The organism is Brucella sp. IR068 (assembly GCF_049065885.1).
Classification (GTDB): Bacteria; Pseudomonadota; Alphaproteobacteria; order Rhizobiales; family Rhizobiaceae; genus Brucella; species Brucella intermedia.
In genome coordinates this window covers 151,604-168,474 of sequence record NZ_JBAKHE010000002.1, presented here as the reverse complement: position 1 = coordinate 168,474, position 16,871 = coordinate 151,604, and the positions used below count along the sequence as shown (strand labels likewise).

Below are 16,871 nucleotides of genomic sequence, written 5' to 3'. Positions count from 1 at the left end.
GATTCCGCTTCTCCACCCATCCCTTTGTTCAGAAAAGATTTTAGCTTTCGAAATGATCCCGGACAAGGCGGTCCAGCAGGCGGACGCCATAGCCGGAAGCCCATGTCTGGCTGTATTCGTTTGCAGGCGAACCCATGGCCGTTCCGGCAACGTCGAGATGCGCCCAAGGGGTCTCACCGACAAAGCGCTTGAGGAACTGTGCCGCCGTGATCGATCCGCCGTAACGTCCAGCGCTGTTCTTCATATCGGCGAACTTCGAATCGATCATCTTGTCGTATTCGGTGCCGAGCGGCAGGCGCCACAGCTTTTCACCCGTCGACTGACCCGCATCGTAAAGCTGGTCCGCAAGCTCGTCGTCGTTGGAGAAGAGACCGGCATGATACTGGCCGAGCGCGACCATGACCGCACCCGTGAGGGTGGCCAGATTGATGATGAAGCGCGGCTTGAAACGGTCGTTCGTATAGTGCAGTGCGTCGGCGAGGACGAGACGGCCCTCCGCATCAGTATTGATGACTTCAATCGTCTGTCCGGACATCGAGGTAACGATGTCGCCCGGACGCTGGGCGTTGCCGTCAGGCATGTTTTCCACAAGACCGATAACGCCGATTGCATTGACCTTCGCCTTGCGGCCAGCCAGGGCGCGCATCAATCCGGTGACGGCTGCCGCGCCTCCCATGTCGCCCTTCATGTCCTCCATGCCAGCGGCAGGCTTGATGGAAATGCCGCCCGTATCGAACACCACGCCCTTGCCGACGAACGCGACCGGCTTTTCCTTGCTCTTCGCGCCCTGCCATTCCATGACGACAAGACGCGGCGGGCGGACAGAGCCCTGCGCCACGCCGAGAAGCGCGCCCATGCCGAGCTTCTTCATTTCCTTTTCGCCGAGGACTTCGACCTTGACGCCAAGCTTTTCGAGCTTTTCGGCTTCCTGCGCGAACTCCACAGGCCCCAGAATATTGGCAGGCTCGTTGACGAGATTGCGCGCCTGGATAACGCCGTCCGCCACCGCTTCGGCGACTTCGAGGGCCCGCTTCGCAGTGTGGGCATCCGCAACGCAGATGTTGATCTTCGCGGCGTGTTTCGGATCGCCGTTTTCCTCATCGTTCTTGCGCGTCTTGTAGCGTTCGAACTTGTAGGAGCGCAGCATCATGCCCAGCGCCAGATCGGCAGCTTCATCACCGGCGATGGTGGTTTCAGGCAGTGCCAGCGTCACGGTTGCGCGCTCCGCCTTGCCGATTCGTGAAAATGCCGCGCCGCCGATCTTCAGCCAGTCGTCATTGCCAAGCTTGCCCGGCTCGCCGACGCCGACCAGAACGATCTTGTCGACACCGCTGGAAGTCGTCTCGATCGCTTCCGCCGTCTTGCCCAAAGCACCGGTGAACCCGGAAATTTCAGCAATACGCTTGATCTTTTCCGCACCGCCAGCAGCCGCGGCCGCCTCGTCCGCAAAGCCGCCGCCCTTGGCGACGAGGACGATGGACACGCCTCTTTCCGGCACTGCAAATTCGCTGAAAGAGATCGAAGGACGTTTAGACATGACAACTCCAAACCTGATGTCGATTTAAGAATGACACGATTGTGTCGCGACTTTTCCCCACTCATGTGAGACGAATATGGCGAAACAGCAAGAGTGGAACCAAGATTGTTCCAGTTTTAGGCCGAGGAAAACCGTGCAAGACACAATTGCGAGCCTGTCTTACCCGCTCCATGCAAAAACTGGTTGCCTTGAGCCGACTCATCGCTCATTAACGGGACCGTCAACAGGAACACGAGAGCTGGCATCTTCGTGATGGTTTTAGTAGTCTGTTAACCGCGTTTATTGGGTCAATCTTAGCCAAGCGTCATTAAGTTTAGTCATTGTCACGAGTGCCGCAGCCTTTTTCGGATGCGCGCTCCTTCAACGGAACCGGGATGTAGACTCCACCTATGCGATTGATCGAGTTGTACATCCTGCGCCGGGTGGCGATCATGTTCCTCGCAGTGCTTGGCGCTGCGGTCGGGATCACCTGGACCGTGCAGGTGCTCCAGCGCATCGACTTCCTGACCACAAGCGGCCAGACATTCCAGACGATCGTTCAGTTCAGTTCGCTGTTGATTCCATCGGCTATTCCGCTCGTGATGCCGTTTGCGCTGATCATTGCGATCACGCAAACGCTGTCTACCATGAACCAGGATTCCGAGCTGGTCGTCATCAATGCGTCCGGCGCACCGCGCAGCGCGGTCATGCGCCCGATCCTGATTCTTGCCGCCGTCATTTCCGTCGTGTCGTTTCTGGTCGCCAACTATGTCGATCCCTATGCGCGCATGAACATGCGCGCCATGATCGCCAATGCCAGCGCCGACCTCATGAATGTCATCGTTCAGGAAGGCAATTTCCGCAAACTTGCCGACAATCTCTATATCCAGGTGGCGGAACGACGCGCCGATGGCAGCATTGGCGGGCTTTTCATCGCCGATTCCCGCGATCCGGCGCTCGATCTCATCTATTATGCCGCCGATGGCGCGATTGCTTCGACGCCGACCGGCGACATGCTGCTGATGCAAAACGGCGAGGTGCAGCGCCGTGACGTGTCGGATGGCACGGTTTCGATTATCAAGTTCAATTCCTATGCGTTCGACCTCAGCCAGTTTGCCTCGGCCGGGGATGATTTCGTCATCTATGCCAAGGACCGTCCGCTTTCCTATCTGCTGAACCCGGACCCGAACGACCCGATTCTTCAGACGCGGCCGCTGCGCTACAAGGCCGAATTGCACCGGCGGCTGACGCAATGGCTCTATCCGGTTGTGTTTGCGATGATTGCGCTGGCGTTCGCAGGCGATTCCCGCTCGCATCGCGAAGCCCGCGTGTCGGCGTCCTTCTCGGCGATCAGCACCGCTCTTCTCGTCTATTGGGCAGGCTATTTCGCCTCTGACCGCGCCGACAAGGATGCAGGCTATATCGTCCTCATGTATCTGGTTCCGGCCGCCGTCATTCTCGTGACGGGCTTCGCGCTCGCCACCGGGCGGCGGATCGGCCTGCCGGACAAATGGAACGACCGCATTCTCGACGGTTTCGACAGTTTGAGGCGCCGGGGCTCGGCGCTCTATGCCCGCCTCACCGGACGTTCGCGCAATAATGCCGGAGGAAAGGCATGATCGGCTGGACGCTTGGGCGCTATTTCTTCATCCGCTATGTGCAGATCACCTTCTATTTTCTGCTCGGCATTTTCGCCTTGTCGCTGCTGCTCGATTTCACCGAGAATGCGAGCAAGCTTTCAAACCTGCCGGACTATTCCGTGTGGGCGGCGCTTGGCCTTTCCGCCATGCGCGTGCCCTTCATCATGCAGCAGATGATCCCCTTCGTCGCCCTGTTCTCGGCAATGGCGACGCTCATTTCGCTCAACAGAAAATATGAGCTGGTCGTCGCACGCTCCGTCGGCGTGTCGGCCTGGCAGTTCCTTCTGCCCGCCTGTTTCGGCGCGTTCCTGTTCGGCCTCGCCACGATCTTCATTCTCAATCCCTTCGCCGCCTATGGCTTCGCCAAGGCCGATGAAATCGCATCGACATGGAAGACCGGTAAGACTACCGACGTTTCCGCGCTGCGCGATCCGTGGCTGCGCCAGAAGACCGATGAAGGCGAGACCATCATCGGCGCGAAAAGCATTCTGGATCAGGGCGCGACGCTGGCCGACGCGACTTTCATCCAGTTCGATGAGAAAAAGAACATCAGGGAACGTTTCGACGCGCGCAGGGCGCAGCTCAGGGACGGTCACTGGGAACTTACCGACGTGACGCGATTCGCGCGCGGCGAAGAGCCACAGAAAATGGCGAGTTTCCAGATCGAGACGCAGCTGCGTCCCGAATATGTGGAAGAGAAGCTCGCGACGCCCGACACGATCCCGTTCACGCAGTTGCGCCACAAGATCGAGGTCGCGCGTTCCTTCGGGTACTCCGCAAACGCATTTGACATGCAATACCAGTCACTTCTGGCTTTGCCGGCATTGCTGATGGCGATGACTCTCATTGCTGCAACAGTGTCGTTGAAATTTGTGCGATTTGGTCAGTCAGGAGCTATGATTCTGGGTGGCGTTATCGCAGGCTTCATGCTTTATGTCGTTTCGGTGCTGGTGAAGGCATTCGGGAATGCGGGATTCGTTCCGCCATTCGTGGCTGCCTGGGTACCGGTTATTATCGCGACATTTTTTGGTGTCTCCTTTTTGTTGCATAAGGAGGATGGTTAGTGGGTTCGAGTAACGCCCGCATGGTATTGCCCCATTCGCTCTCACGCCTGACGCGCGGGACGGCCTTGGCGTGCGTCCTTGCTTTACCTTTCATTTCTGTCGCAGCCCTGCCCTCACCCGCATTGGCACAGGACGCTCTCGGCGCCAATTACCAGAGCGATCCGAATGCGCGCATGCTCCTGCAGGCCGACGAACTCGTCTATGATCGTGACGTTAATACCGTCACGGCTCAGGGCAAGGTGCGCATCGAATATGACGGCAATCATCTTGTCGCCGACAAGGTGACCTACAACCAGCAGACGCGGCGCATGACCGCGACGGGCAATGTCGAGATCGTCGAACGCGACGGCAACAAGATCTACTCCGACCATATGGACGTCACCGACAGTTTCCGCGACGGCTTCGTGAACGGCCTGCGCGTCGAGACGACGGATAACACCCGTTTCGCCGCCGAAAGTGCCGAACGCAGCAATGGCGAAATCACGACGTTCAACAACGGCGTCTATACGGCCTGCGAACCCTGCGCGAAAAATCCTGACAAGCCTGTTCTCTGGCAGATCAAGGCGCGCAAGATCATCTGGAACAGCACGACCAAGACGGTCCGCTTCGAACATGGCCGCTTTGAATTCTTCGGCATGCCACTTGCCTATTTCCCGGCATTCGAAATGGCCGACCCAACGGTGAAGCGCAAGAGCGGCTTCCTGTTTCCGGGCTTCTCCTACAAGGACGATCTGGGCGTCGGCATCAAGAATTCATATTTCTGGGCGCTCGCCCCGAATTACGACCTGACGCTTTCCACGACTGGCTACACCAAGCAGGGCTTCCTGACGGAAGCCGAATGGCGTCACCGCCTGGAAAACGGCACCTACAATCTTCGCATCGCGGGCATTCATCAGAACAAGCCGGGTGAGTTTGATGTCAACACCGTTGACCGCGAAGAAGACAATCGTGGCATGGTCGCCTCGAAGGGTGATTTCGAGCTGAATTCGCGCTGGCGCTTCGGTTGGGATGTGATGGCGCAGACCGACCGCAACTTCAGCCGTACCTACAGCATTGACGGTTATAATGCAGGCACGCAGGTCTCCAAGATTTATCTGCAGGGGATCAGCAATCGCAATTATTTCGACCTGAACTTCTATCGCTTCAATGTGCAGGAATCGCTGCTGTCGAACAATCCTAATGAGATGCACTCGAAGCAGCCGTGGGTATTCCCGAGCCTCGATTACTCCTACACATTGCCGGAACCGGTCTATGGCGGCGAGTTGAACTTCAATACCAATCTGCAGGTTCTCTATCGGCAGAATGCGAATTACGCCGGAAGGTTTATTAACGTTCTGGAAGATGGCCGTTGGGTTCAGCGACCCAATCCGTATCCCCGCGTTCCCGGCTTTGACGGTACCAATGCGCGCCTGACCACTGAAGCGGAATGGAAGCGCACTTTCATCACGCCTGCCGGTCTGGTCATCACGCCCCTGCTGGCACTGCGCGGTGATGCGATTGGCGCGAACACGAACTTCAACCTGACGGATGCCGGCTATACGGATGCGGTCGTGCGTTCGGAAGCGCTTCGCGCCATGGCGACAGCCGGGCTTGAACTGCGCTGGCCGATCCTGTTCTCGTCCACCAGCTCGACCCACATTATCGAGCCGATCGCGCAGCTTTATGTTCGCAACAACGAACGCTATGCGGGTGAGTTGCCGAATGAAGACGCCCAGAGCTTCGTCTTCGACGCGACCAACCTGTTCTCGCGCGACAAGTTCTCCGGTTATGACCGTGTTGAAGGTGGCACGCGCGCCAATCTCGGTCTGCGCTATTCGGGCAATTTCAACAATAGCGACTGGGCTCTTTACGCCCTCGGCGGCCAGTCGTTCCAGCTGGGTGGCGTCAATTCGTTTGGCACAAGCGACTTCCTGAATGTCGGCGCAGATTCCGGCTTGCAGGATGCACGCTCCGACTATGTTGCCATGATCGGCACGTCCAACTCGACGGGTCTCGCCCTCGCTGCCCGCGGACGCTTCGACAAGGACAGCTTCTCGGTTCGTCGCGGCGAACTTGAAGCCCAGCAGAGCTGGCAAAAGCTGACGATCTCCGCGCAATATGCCTATATCGCGCCTCAGCCTGCTTACGGATATAACGATCTCCGTCAGGAAGTCACGGGTGCGGCCACAGCGCGCATCAACACGAACTGGCGCGTTTTCGGTTCGGGCACCTATGATCTGGTTTCCGAAACGCTGGTGCGCGCATCGTCTGGCCTTGCCTATGATGACGAGTGCTTCACTTACTCGATGAATTACGTCCAGACCCGTAACCCGGGCGATGACAAGGCGTCCCATGGCGTCGGGTTCAATATTTCGCTGCGCACATTGGGTGATATAGGCAGCGGTAACCAGACATTCTAAACTTGAGGGACCGGAAGCGTTGGAAATGCTTCCGGTCTTTCCATTTCATTCGACAAAGAAATTTTACACTTCACAGCTTAATCCGGCGTCCTTTTTGCAGTATTCAGAGGATGCAAGCTTCGCAAAATAGCTTTTGGGTCATTGTTTCGCCGCACTAGCTCATCTATACAGGCAGCTTATGATCAGCCGCTGATATGATTTTTGCTCGGCTGGATAGCGGCAATGACCATGATGGGATATGTCCGGTAAGGATTGTCGTTCGTCGACCGGAAGGAATCGGGAAAGAAAGATGATGATTGCAAGACCTCTCTTCGCCTCCATGCTGAGCGCCGCAGTCTGCCTGACGACGCTTGGGACGGTTGCAGCTCCCGCATTTGCGGCTGGCGCAGGTTCTGAGGTCAAGGTCATCGTTTCCGGCAATGCCATCACCAACAGCGATATCCAGCACCGCGTGGCCTTCTTGAAGTTGCAGCGCAAGGGCGGCAATCTCGCTCAGGTCGCCAAGCAAGAGCTGACCGACGAGATGCTTAAGCGCATCGAAATGAAGTCGCGCGGCATCGACATTTCCGACCGGCAGGTTGACGAGGCCTATGCAGGATTTGCCACCCGCAACAAGATGAGCCTGGCGCAACTGAACCAGTTGATGAATCAGTCGGGCGTGACGCCGGATCATTTCAAGAAATACATCATGGTGCAGATGGGCTGGGGCCGTCTCGTCAGCGCACGCTTCCGCGCAACCGGCATGGTCAGCGAGCAGGAAGCCGTCCAGCGCATGTTGAAGGACGGCGGCAAGAAGCCTGTCGCAACCGAATATCGCCTGCAGCAGGTCATTTTCGTGGTGCCTGCCTCGAAGCGCTCCCCTGCCTTGCTTGCCAAGCGCAAGCAGGAGGCCAACGCGCTCCGTTCGCGCTTCCAGAATTGCGACGCTACCCGCCAGCAGGCCAAGGGCATTCTTGACGTGACCGTTCGCGATCTCGGCCGCATCATCGAGCAGCAATTGCCGAACGAATGGTCGAAAGCGATCAAGTCCACTTCGGTCGGCGGCACCACCCCCCCGCAGGAAACCGAAAAGGGCGTCGAATTCCTGGCTGTCTGCTCGACCCGACAGGTATCTGACGATCGCGTTGCGCAGCTGGTTTTCTCCATGGAGGGGGCGGATTCCCCTGCCGGACAGGAAAAGAAGGCCGAACAGCTCAGCGAAAAATATCTGGGCGAACTGCGCGAGAAGGCGAAAATCATCAATCGCTGACAGTCAGCGCATCTTTCGATCTGATTGACTGCCGCTTTGACTGTTTGTTTTGGGCGCATCTTTTCCCGAAAATGGGCTACCGCTTTGGGGATGCGCTCTGGACGCCCTCATCCGTATTCAGTGGAATATTGAAGTGATGTCCGCAGCACCGCTTGCTCCTCTTGCCATCAGCATTGGCGACCCGTCCGGTATCGGCCCCGATGTTGCGCTTGCGGCCTGGCTGCGGCGGGACGAGCTTTCACTGCCGCCTTTCGCCCTGCTGGCGGACCCACAGCAGCTTGCCGCGCGTGCGCGGCATCTGGGGCTTGAAGTCCAGATCGAAGTCATCCCAACCATTTCTGCCGCAAACGACGTCTTTGCGCATGCTTTGCCGGTGCTTCCGCTCAATAACACACTGACGGACAGCGTCGGCAAGCCCTTGCCGGAAAACGCTGCGGGCATCATCGAAGCTATAGAACGAGCGGTCGAACTGACGCTGAAAGGTGAGGCTTCGGCGGTCATTACCTGCCCGATTTCGAAGAAGCCGCTTTATGAAGCCGGGTTTCGGCATCCCGGCCATACGGAATTTCTGGCGGAACTCGCGAGCCAGCATACGGGCAAACCGGTAACGCCGGTCATGATGCTGGCCGGTCCGCAGCTCCGCGCCGTTCCGGTCACTATCCATATCCCGCTAGCCGAAGTGCCGGTCCGTCTGAGCACTGCCGATATCATCGAAGTTTCGCGGATCACCGCCGCCGAACTGAAGCAACGCTTCGGCATTCCTGCACCGCGTCTAGCCATATCCGGCCTCAACCCGCATGCGGGTGAAGGCGGGGCAATGGGCCAGGAGGATGACGCCATCATCCTGCCTGCAATCGAAGTGCTGCGCCGCGCAGGGATTGACGCTCGCGGTCCCCTGCCCGCCGATACGATGTTTCATGCATCCGCCCGCGCAACCTATGACGCGGCGGTCTGCATGTATCACGATCAGGCCCTTATTCCTGCCAAAGCGCTGGCTTTTGACGAAACGGTGAATGTGACGCTCGGACTGCCCTTCATTCGCACATCGCCCGATCACGGCACGGCTTTCGATATTGCGGGCAAGGGCATTGCCCGTCCAGACAGTCTCGTGGCCGCGATTCGCCTGGCGCGGCGACTGGCGGAAAACGCAGCGAACGGAAACGCATGAGCATAGACAACCTTCCTCCACTGCGCGAAGTGATCGAGCGGCATGATCTGATGCCGAAGAAGTCGCTCGGCCAGAACTTCCTTTTCGACCTCAACCTGACATCGAAGATTGCCCGACAGGCCGGCAGTTTGCAGGAGCAGCCCGTGATCGAAGTGGGTCCGGGGCCCGGTGGCCTGACCCGCGCGCTCCTCGCACAAGGCGCTTATGTCACCGCAATCGAACGCGACGAACGATGCCTGGATGCGCTTGCGGAAATCGAGGCGCATTATCCGGGTCGCCTGCGCATCATCTCCGGCGACGCGCTTGAGCAGGATTTTTCGGCCTTGTTTCCAGACGGGCCGAAGCCGCGCATCGTTGCCAACCTGCCTTACAATGTCGGCACGCAGTTGCTGCTCAACTGGCTTCTGGTCGAGCCTTGGCCGCCCTTCTATTCGTCCATGACGTTGATGTTCCAGCGCGAGGTCGCCGAACGTATCGTCGCGACGCCCGACACCGATCATTACGGGCGCCTGGGCGTGCTTGCCGGGTGGAGAACCGTTTCAAAGATCAGCTTCGATGTGCCGCCTCAGGCATTTACGCCGCCGCCGAAAGTCATGTCGTCGGTCGTCCATATCATCCCGCGTGAAGACCCGCTGCCCTGCGATGCAAATGCGCTTGGTCAGATCACGCAAGCCGCTTTCGGGCAGCGCCGCAAGATGTTGCGCCAGAGCCTGAAACCGGTTGGCGGTGCCGAGCTTCTGGCCAAGACCGGCATCGACGGGACACGCCGCGCTGAAACGCTGAGTGTGGAAGAATTTGTCGCCCTGGCAAATGCCTATCGCCCGCCAAGATAATCAGCGGTGACGGCTGCCCTTCCCTGGAGCTGGCTTCGTGGATTCGGGCGCATTCGGAATGACGGGCAGCTTCATTTCGTTGACGATCTGCCCAACATGGTCGATTTCCTCTCGGAAACTGTTCAGGGACGAGCCCGTCAGTTTTTCGCCAGCATTGAGGCGCGCTGTCAGCGGATTGACATACTGATCGCCGACCTTGAGTTCGTAATAAAGATGCGGGCCGGTCGAGTAGCCCGTCGATCCCACATAGGCGATCACATCCCCCTGCTTGACATGTTCGCCGGGCTTCAAGCCCTTTCGTGCCGATGAAAGATGCGCATAGGTCGTGCTGTAGCCGCCCTGATGGCGTATGCGGACATATTTTCCATATCCCTTTTGATAGGAAATCAGCTCCACGACACCGTCACCCGCCGCCACGATGGGCGAGCCGATTGGCGCGTCGTAGTCGACGCCATTGTGGTGCTTGCGCACATGCAGAACGGGATGAACGCGCCAGCCGAAACCATCGTTGAGACGGCCATTCGGCAGGGGCTTGGGCATGAGATATTTCGCCATGGAAGAACCGTCTTCATTGAAATAGCCGGTGCCATTTTCGCTTTCATGACGGTAAAGGCGGCGACTATTATCGCCGGTCGTGAACTCGACAAAAACCAGTTCCGGTTCCGTCTCGGCGCTCCTGCGGAACAGCAGGTCGATCAAATCCGGCTTTCCGGCGCCATCCAGCGAAACGCCGTTCTGCGCGGCCAGCTTCCCAACTTCGTCGACGATCGCCTTCGGCGCTCCTGCTTGCCCCAGACGCGAGGCAATGGAGCCGCTGCTGTCCGGCGCACCTTGCGGGCTATAGGCCGTAAGCATGGCGTCACGTGAGAGGCGTGCAAACAGACGTTCATCGCCCGTGGCGCGAAAAACGCCATCGTCGGCCCGTCCATAGATTGCCTTGCCGATATCACCGTGCTCGAAACGGGCGAGAGCGATGTGCTGTTCTCCATTGGTGTGCTGTCTGGACTTATCGACCAGCAGTTCAAGATTGTCGCCGGGCACGAGTTCCGTCCGCGCCAGCGCTTCTTCCAGACGCTTGCTGTCTTCAACTGCGATACCGGCCGCTTGCAGCAACGCGCCCAACCGCTCACGTGACTGCGGCGCGACGATGATCTCGTGAACCTTTGCACCGGTAGCGGAAGCCGGTTTGGCGAGGCTGACATTGATTGGGACGCCGCGCTCCAGTTCTTCCTCGGGCCGTTTTGGAAGAGATTTCTGTGTGGAAACAGCACCGCGAAGCGTGTCGTCGATCTGGGCCCGGCTCTGGCCTTTCAGGTCAAGAACCACATGCTGGTAGGTGTAAAGGCGAGCGTCGCCGTCCTCGACACCTTCCGCGATATCGATACGCCGCGATACGTTGCTCGCCGGATCACCGCCCATTGCGGGCGTCAGCCGCGCCTCTTTCGGTGCGGCGTGAGTGTGAACCAGGGTTGCCGGATTGACCATGACGGGTTGTGCGGCATGGCCGTGACGTACCAGAAGCCCTGTCGCAAACAGCAATCCCCCACCGGCAATGGCGGTAGCGGCCATCAGCGCCAGACAAAACCGCAGATGAGTGTGCAGGGAAAAACGGACCTGCCGGAATGGCTTGAGGCTTTTGGAGGAAAGCGGTTCGCCCTTCAGGGCAACGCCGAAGGCCGCAAGTTCTCGCTCCGCCGTTTCAGCAGACTGCGTTTCGCTTGCCGGGGCGCTTGGTTGGGCTGACCCGAAGACCATTCTTATATTTCTCTACCGCTGGATTATTGACGGATAAGCGGGAGAGAGAGCGGCTAAAATAAGGCTCGCTGTTGCGATATCCACCGGAAGAGAACCACATTCAGCGAATTGTGAAGATCAGGCCTTCGCCCGGCCCCGGCGATGTTCGACCAGCATCGACCAGGTATAGAGCGCAAGCCCTGCCCAGATCAGCGCGAACGCACCAAGCTGTGCTGCCGAGAACGGTTCGTTGAAGATGAAAATCGCAAAGAAAAACAACATCGTCGGCGTCATGTACTGCATGAGGCCCAGGGTCGTATAGCGCAGCAGCTTCGCGCCGCCAGCATAGAGGATCAGCGGGATGGCCGTGAAAGGCCCCGCCAGAAGCAGCATTGAGACGTTGAATGCAGGGCCGGTGAAGAAATGATCCTGACCGGTCGCCGCCAGCCACAGCACATAGCCCAGCGCCGGGATGCACAGAATGAGTACTTCAAGCGTGAAGCCCTGCAATGGCGGCATCGGCAGTGACTTGCGGAAGAAGCCATAGAGACCGAAAGTCAGCGGCAGCACCAGCGATACCCAGGGCAAACCGCCAGCGTTGACGGTCAGAAGCAGCACCGCTGCGAAAGCAAACCCGACGGCGACATATTGAACCCTGGTCAGTCTTTCCCCGAGGAAAAGACCACCGAGAACCACGTTGAACAGCGGATTGATGTAATAGCCAAGCGCGGCGCCCATCACCTGATCATGGGCAACGGCCCAGACATAGATCGACCAGTTGATGGTGATGAGCCCGGCTGTCAGGGCAGCCATTGCCAGCATGCGCGGCTGGCGCACGGCGTTGAGTATATCCCTGAACTGTCCAAGGGCCAGAAGAAGAAGAAGCGCGACCGGAACCGACCAGATCACGCGATGCGAAACCACTTCCATCGCCGGAATATGACCGAGCGCCTTGAGATAGAACGGCAGCGCGCCCCAGAGCCCGTATGCTCCCAGCGCCATCAGGAATCCGCGCGCGCCGTCAGAAAGGCGCATATCGGTGATGGTCTGGTCGGACATGCCTCTCTCCTCGGCGAAATCACAATTGTTCGCGCGCCGGATGAGGCAGGCGAAGCATCGAACTTCACCTGCTATGCGCCCAACAATTCATAAAATCCATTCAATTAAACTGATCGAAGCATCAATTGTTGTGAACGGATGACTTCACTCGGCAGCGGCCAGCCCCGCCATCGAGCGGTTCTTCATCAGCTTGTAATTGACCGAATCCATCAGCGCCTGGAAGGACGCATCGATGATGTTGTCGGACACGCCCACTGTACGCCAGCGCGCGCCTGTGGCATCCCCGGACTCTATCAGAACGCGGGTGATAGCCGCCGTGCCGCCATTGAGGATGCGCACCTTGAAGTCCACCAGCTCGAGATCCTCGATCTCGGCCTGAAAGCGCCCCAAATCCTTGCGCAATGCAATATCGAGCGCGTTGACGGGGCCGTGTCCTTCGGCCACCGACATGCGAACCTCGCCATCGACCTCCACCTTGACCACCGCTTCCGAAACGGTCTTCAACATGCCGTTGGCATCGAAGCGCCGCTCGACGAGGCAACGGAAGGAGTCGACCTTGAAGAATTCCGGCTGCGGCGTCAGCATGTTGCGAGCCAGAAGCTCGAAACTCGCATCAGCACCTTCATAGGCATAGCCTTCCGCCTCGCGCTCCTTGACCAGCGCGATCAGCGTATCAAGGCGCACATCGTCCTTCGCGACGCGAATGCCCCGGCGCTCGAGTTCGGCGATGAAATTGGATTTTCCACCCTGATCCGACACCATGACGCGGCGGCTGTTGCCAACCGATTCCGGCGGCACATGCTCATAAGTCTGCGGCTCCTTGAGCAGCGCGGAGGCATGAATTCCGGCCTTGGTCGCGAAAGCGGAAGTGCCGGTATAGGGCGCCTGCTCCGTTGGGGGACGATTCAGGATGTCATCGAAGGCACGCGAAATGCGCGTGATGCTCTTCAGTGCAGCGGGCTTGATACCGAGTTCAAAACGTTTCGCCCAATAGGACTTCAGCGCAAGGGTCGGGATCAGCGAAACAAGATTGGCATTGCCGCAGCGCTCGCCGATGCCGTTGAGCGTCCCCTGCACGTGGCGCACGCCCGCATCGATGGCAGCAAGCGAAACGGCAACCGCCTGTTCCGTATCGTTATGAGCGTGGATGCCAAGGCTCTCGCCGGGAACCACAGCCGTCACGGCAGCGATGATTTCGGCCACCTCCGATGGCTGCGTGCCGCCATTCGTATCGCAAAGAACGACCCAGCGCGCGCCTGCCGAATAGGCGGCCTTTGCGCAGGCAAGCGCATATTCGGGATTGGCCTTGTATCCATCGAAGAAATGCTCGCAATCGACCAGCGCCTCCCGCCCCGCCATGCGCGCAGCAGTGACCGAGGCAGTGATTGAATCGAGATTTTCCTCATTGGTGCAGCCAAGCGCGAGCCGGACATGATAGTCCCAGCTCTTGGCAACAAAGCAGACGGCATCGGCGGAAGCCTGTAGCAGGCTGGACAGGCCGGGATCGTTGGACGCCGAAACGCCTGCACGCTTCGTCATGCCAAAAGCGGCGAATTTGGCGCGAGCAGTCTGGCGGCGCTTGAAAAACGCCGTATCGGTCGGGTTGGCACCCGGATAGCCGCCTTCCACATAGTCGACGCCCAGCTCTTCCAGCAGCACGACAATCGACTTCTTGTCCTCCACGGAAAAATCAACGCCGGGTGTTTGCTGCCCATCCCGCAGGGTGGTGTCATAGATGTAGATGCGTTCGCGTGCCATTGTGCCTGCCTGTCGGTGGGTATGCTGCGGTCCGGTCAACCTTGCTGTTGCGGCCAGCTTTCAGTGTCGTGATCGGGATGCTGGTAGGAAACCATCGTTCTCACAAACTCGATGCTCTCCGGATCGCGTTCCGTTACATAGCCGGGAAGACTCGCAAGCTTCGGCACATAGGGCAGTTGCTTCTCGATCCCCCATTGAATGGTCGGCTCGATTTCCTCCGGGGCATCGAAAGCGCCGATGGCAAGCGCGATTCCGTCGGGCGCTTCATAGGTAAGCGGCGTGCCGCATTCAGGGCAGAAACCCCGCTGCACGTGATTGGACGAACGGAAGCGCTTCGGCTCGTTGCGGGTCCATTCGAGCTTCGCCTTGCTGACGGAGACCAGCGGCGCATAAAAATTGCCAAACGCTTTCTGGCACATGCGACAGTGACAGATCGATGGGGAGCCCATCGCTCCGTCGACCCTAAAGCGAACCGCACCGCACTGGCATCCGCCAGTATAGACCGGTTTATTATCAAGCGTCATATTATTCTCCCTGTTCCACAAGCCTGCCAGAGCGGTTCCGGTTAAGACGGAATGGCGGGAACCGCTCCAGGCATTAGCCTACCACATCCCAGCTGGTTATGCGTTCGCCCGTTGCCGGGTCCTTGCCATCCTTGAGCTGGATACCTTCGCCGAGCAGTTCATCGCGAATGCGGTCAGCTTCGGCCCAGTTCTTCTCATTTATGAAGCGCAAACGCTCCGCGATACGTGCTTCGACGGCTTCGCTATCCACCTCTGCCTTTGCAAAGACCGGAACGTCATCCGCCGTCACGAAATGCGGATCGAAAAAGCCCAGCAGCGCCATGCCCTCGCCCAACCCGGTGACATCCCGCGCCTTGAAAGCCTTGCGCAAGGCCGTGATAGCCGTCCAGCTGTTCAGGTCGTCAGACAGAGCCTCGACCACTTCGCCGACCGCCGTCAGCTTTTCCGGCACCGTGAAATTCCTGTCGCGCAGCAGGCCGTACCAGCGATGCAGCTCCTCGGCGGATTCCGCCAGCCGCTGCGCCGTCCAGTTGATCGGCTCGCGATAATGCGTCTGCAACATCGACAGGCGCGCCGCCAGGCCGACCCAGCGGTCACGCACATCAACATCGTCCCAGACACCCAGTTCCGGCAAGCCATCATTCAGCACATCGCGAATGGTGATGAAATTGCCAAGCGATTTCGACATCTTCTGCCCTTCGACCTGCAAGAAGCCGTTATGCATCCAGATGCTCGCCATACGCTCCGTGCCAAATGCGCAGCATGATTGCGCAATTTCGTTCTCATGATGCGGGAAGACGAGATCGATACCGCCGCCATGAATGTCGAACTGGTTCTTCAGCGGATCATCGCATTTGAGGCCACCGCCAAACGGCTCAAGCAGTTTGGCCATCGACATGGCCGAGCACTCGATATGCCAGCCCGGGCGGCCCAATACCGCGATACCAGCAGGAGACGGCCAGCCTGGCTCCCCTTCCTTCGACGGTTTCCATAAGACGAAATCCATTTCGTCCCGCTTGTAGGATGCCACGTCGACGCGAGCACCGGCCAGCATCTCATCCAGCGAGCGGCGGGCAAGCGCGCCATAGCGCGGCCCCTTCCGCTCGTTCATGGCGGATGGCGAGAAGAGGACGTGATCCTCGGCGACATAGGCTACGCCAAGCTTCACCAGACGGTCAATCATGGCGCGCATCTCGTCCATATGCTCGGTCGCCCGCGGCTGCACGCTTGGCGCCAGATTGCCCAGCGCCGTCACATCGGCCTGAAACTGCGCATTGGTGCTTTCCGTCACCCGGCGAATTGCTTCATTGAACGGCAGGTCAGGGTAATCGCGGGCCGCGCGGGCGTTGATCTTGTCATCGACGTCCGTGATGTTGCGCGCATAGGTGACATGATCTGCGCCATAGACATGGCGCAGCAGACGGAACAGCACGTCGAAAACGATCACCGGACGGGCGTTGCCTATATGCGCGAAATCATAAACCGTGGGGCCGCAGACATACATGCGCACATTGTCGGCATCGATGGGGGAGAAATCCTCCTTCGTGCGGGTCAGCGTGTTGTACAGACGCAGTTGCGGCGCATAAGCCATTGTAAATATTCCCCAAAAAGACCTGTGAAATCAGTGCGCGACTGACTGCAGCCGACTGGCCGGGGCGTTATCATCCAATTTTTATGAAGGGAGACGAAAACGGCCGGACCAGCAAGCTGCTAGCCAATAATAATCGCACAAATACAAATGATCGTGGTCGGCGTTTTCATGCCAGCACTTATCCTCAGTGGAGGTGCCGTCGTCAAGAACTTTCACGAGATGACTGATAGTTTAGCGTCTGCCGAGAAGCAGTTTTGGAGCCAGGTCCTCGCAGGTCCCAATCACAGCGCCGGAAATGTTGTATTTTTGCAACCCGCGACTGTCCTTTCCGGCGTT

At 58.6% G+C, this 16,871-nt stretch carries 12 protein-coding genes; 6 read left to right on the top strand and 6 right to left on the bottom strand.

From position 1 onward, the window contains the following. Positions 1-40 precede the first annotated feature (40 nt). Positions 41-1,537: a leucyl aminopeptidase gene (locus ACOWVS_RS03700; RefSeq protein WP_006466416.1), complete on the bottom strand. Its 1,497-nt coding sequence runs from the start codon at positions 1,535-1,537 to the stop codon at positions 41-43. Between the two features lie 389 nt (positions 1,538-1,926). Between ACOWVS_RS03700 and lptF the strand changes: the two genes are divergently transcribed. The 6 genes from lptF to rsmA all read left to right on the top strand — a co-directional run bounded on the left by lptF (position 1,927) and on the right by rsmA (position 9,869). Continuing rightward, a complete protein-coding gene (lptF, locus tag ACOWVS_RS03695; RefSeq protein WP_006466415.1) occupies positions 1,927-3,135 on the top strand; it encodes an LPS export ABC transporter permease LptF in 1,209 nt (402 codons plus the stop codon). Next, a complete protein-coding gene (gene lptG / locus ACOWVS_RS03690) occupies positions 3,132-4,220 on the top strand; it encodes an LPS export ABC transporter permease LptG (RefSeq protein ID WP_006466414.1) in 1,089 nt (362 codons plus the stop codon). The genes lptF and lptG overlap by 4 nt, the downstream gene beginning before the upstream one ends. A gap of 20 nt (positions 4,221-4,240) precedes the next feature. Continuing rightward, positions 4,241-6,619, top strand: a complete 2,379-nt coding sequence (locus ACOWVS_RS03685) for an LPS-assembly protein LptD (RefSeq protein ID WP_039852466.1) — start codon at positions 4,241-4,243, stop codon at positions 6,617-6,619. Positions 6,620-6,908: 289 nt separating this feature from the next. After that, complete coding sequence (locus tag ACOWVS_RS03680; RefSeq protein WP_039852464.1) at positions 6,909-7,868, top strand: peptidylprolyl isomerase; 960 nt, start codon at positions 6,909-6,911, stop codon at positions 7,866-7,868. Between the two features lie 136 nt (positions 7,869-8,004). After that, on the top strand, positions 8,005-9,036 hold the full coding sequence (gene pdxA, locus ACOWVS_RS03675) for a 4-hydroxythreonine-4-phosphate dehydrogenase PdxA (protein WP_039852462.1): 1,032 nt from the start codon (positions 8,005-8,007) through the stop codon (positions 9,034-9,036). Then, positions 9,033-9,869: a 16S rRNA (adenine(1518)-N(6)/adenine(1519)-N(6))-dimethyltransferase RsmA gene (gene rsmA, locus ACOWVS_RS03670; protein ID WP_006466410.1), complete on the top strand. Its 837-nt coding sequence runs from the start codon at positions 9,033-9,035 to the stop codon at positions 9,867-9,869. The genes pdxA and rsmA overlap by 4 nt, the downstream gene beginning before the upstream one ends. Here the strand turns inward: rsmA and ACOWVS_RS03665 are convergent, their stop codons facing one another. The 5 genes from ACOWVS_RS03665 to cysS form a co-directional block, all read right to left on the bottom strand. Next, complete coding sequence (locus ACOWVS_RS03665) at positions 9,870-11,624, bottom strand: M23 family metallopeptidase (RefSeq protein ID WP_006466409.1); 1,755 nt, start codon at positions 11,622-11,624, stop codon at positions 9,870-9,872. 117 nt (positions 11,625-11,741) lie between these two features. Next, complete coding sequence (gene rarD, locus ACOWVS_RS03660) at positions 11,742-12,662, bottom strand: EamA family transporter RarD (RefSeq protein WP_006466408.1); 921 nt, start codon at positions 12,660-12,662, stop codon at positions 11,742-11,744. A gap of 144 nt (positions 12,663-12,806) precedes the next feature. Further along, on the bottom strand, positions 12,807-14,420 hold the full coding sequence (gene cimA / locus ACOWVS_RS03655) for a citramalate synthase (RefSeq protein ID WP_039852460.1): 1,614 nt from the start codon (positions 14,418-14,420) through the stop codon (positions 12,807-12,809). A gap of 35 nt (positions 14,421-14,455) precedes the next feature. Beyond that, positions 14,456-14,944, bottom strand: coding sequence for a GFA family protein (locus tag ACOWVS_RS03650; RefSeq protein ID WP_006472338.1), 489 nt, complete (start codon positions 14,942-14,944; stop codon positions 14,456-14,458). 73 nt (positions 14,945-15,017) lie between these two features. Then, positions 15,018-16,535, bottom strand: a complete 1,518-nt coding sequence (gene cysS, locus ACOWVS_RS03645; RefSeq protein ID WP_075041633.1) for a cysteine--tRNA ligase — start codon at positions 16,533-16,535, stop codon at positions 15,018-15,020. Between the last annotated feature and the right edge of the window lie 336 nt (positions 16,536-16,871).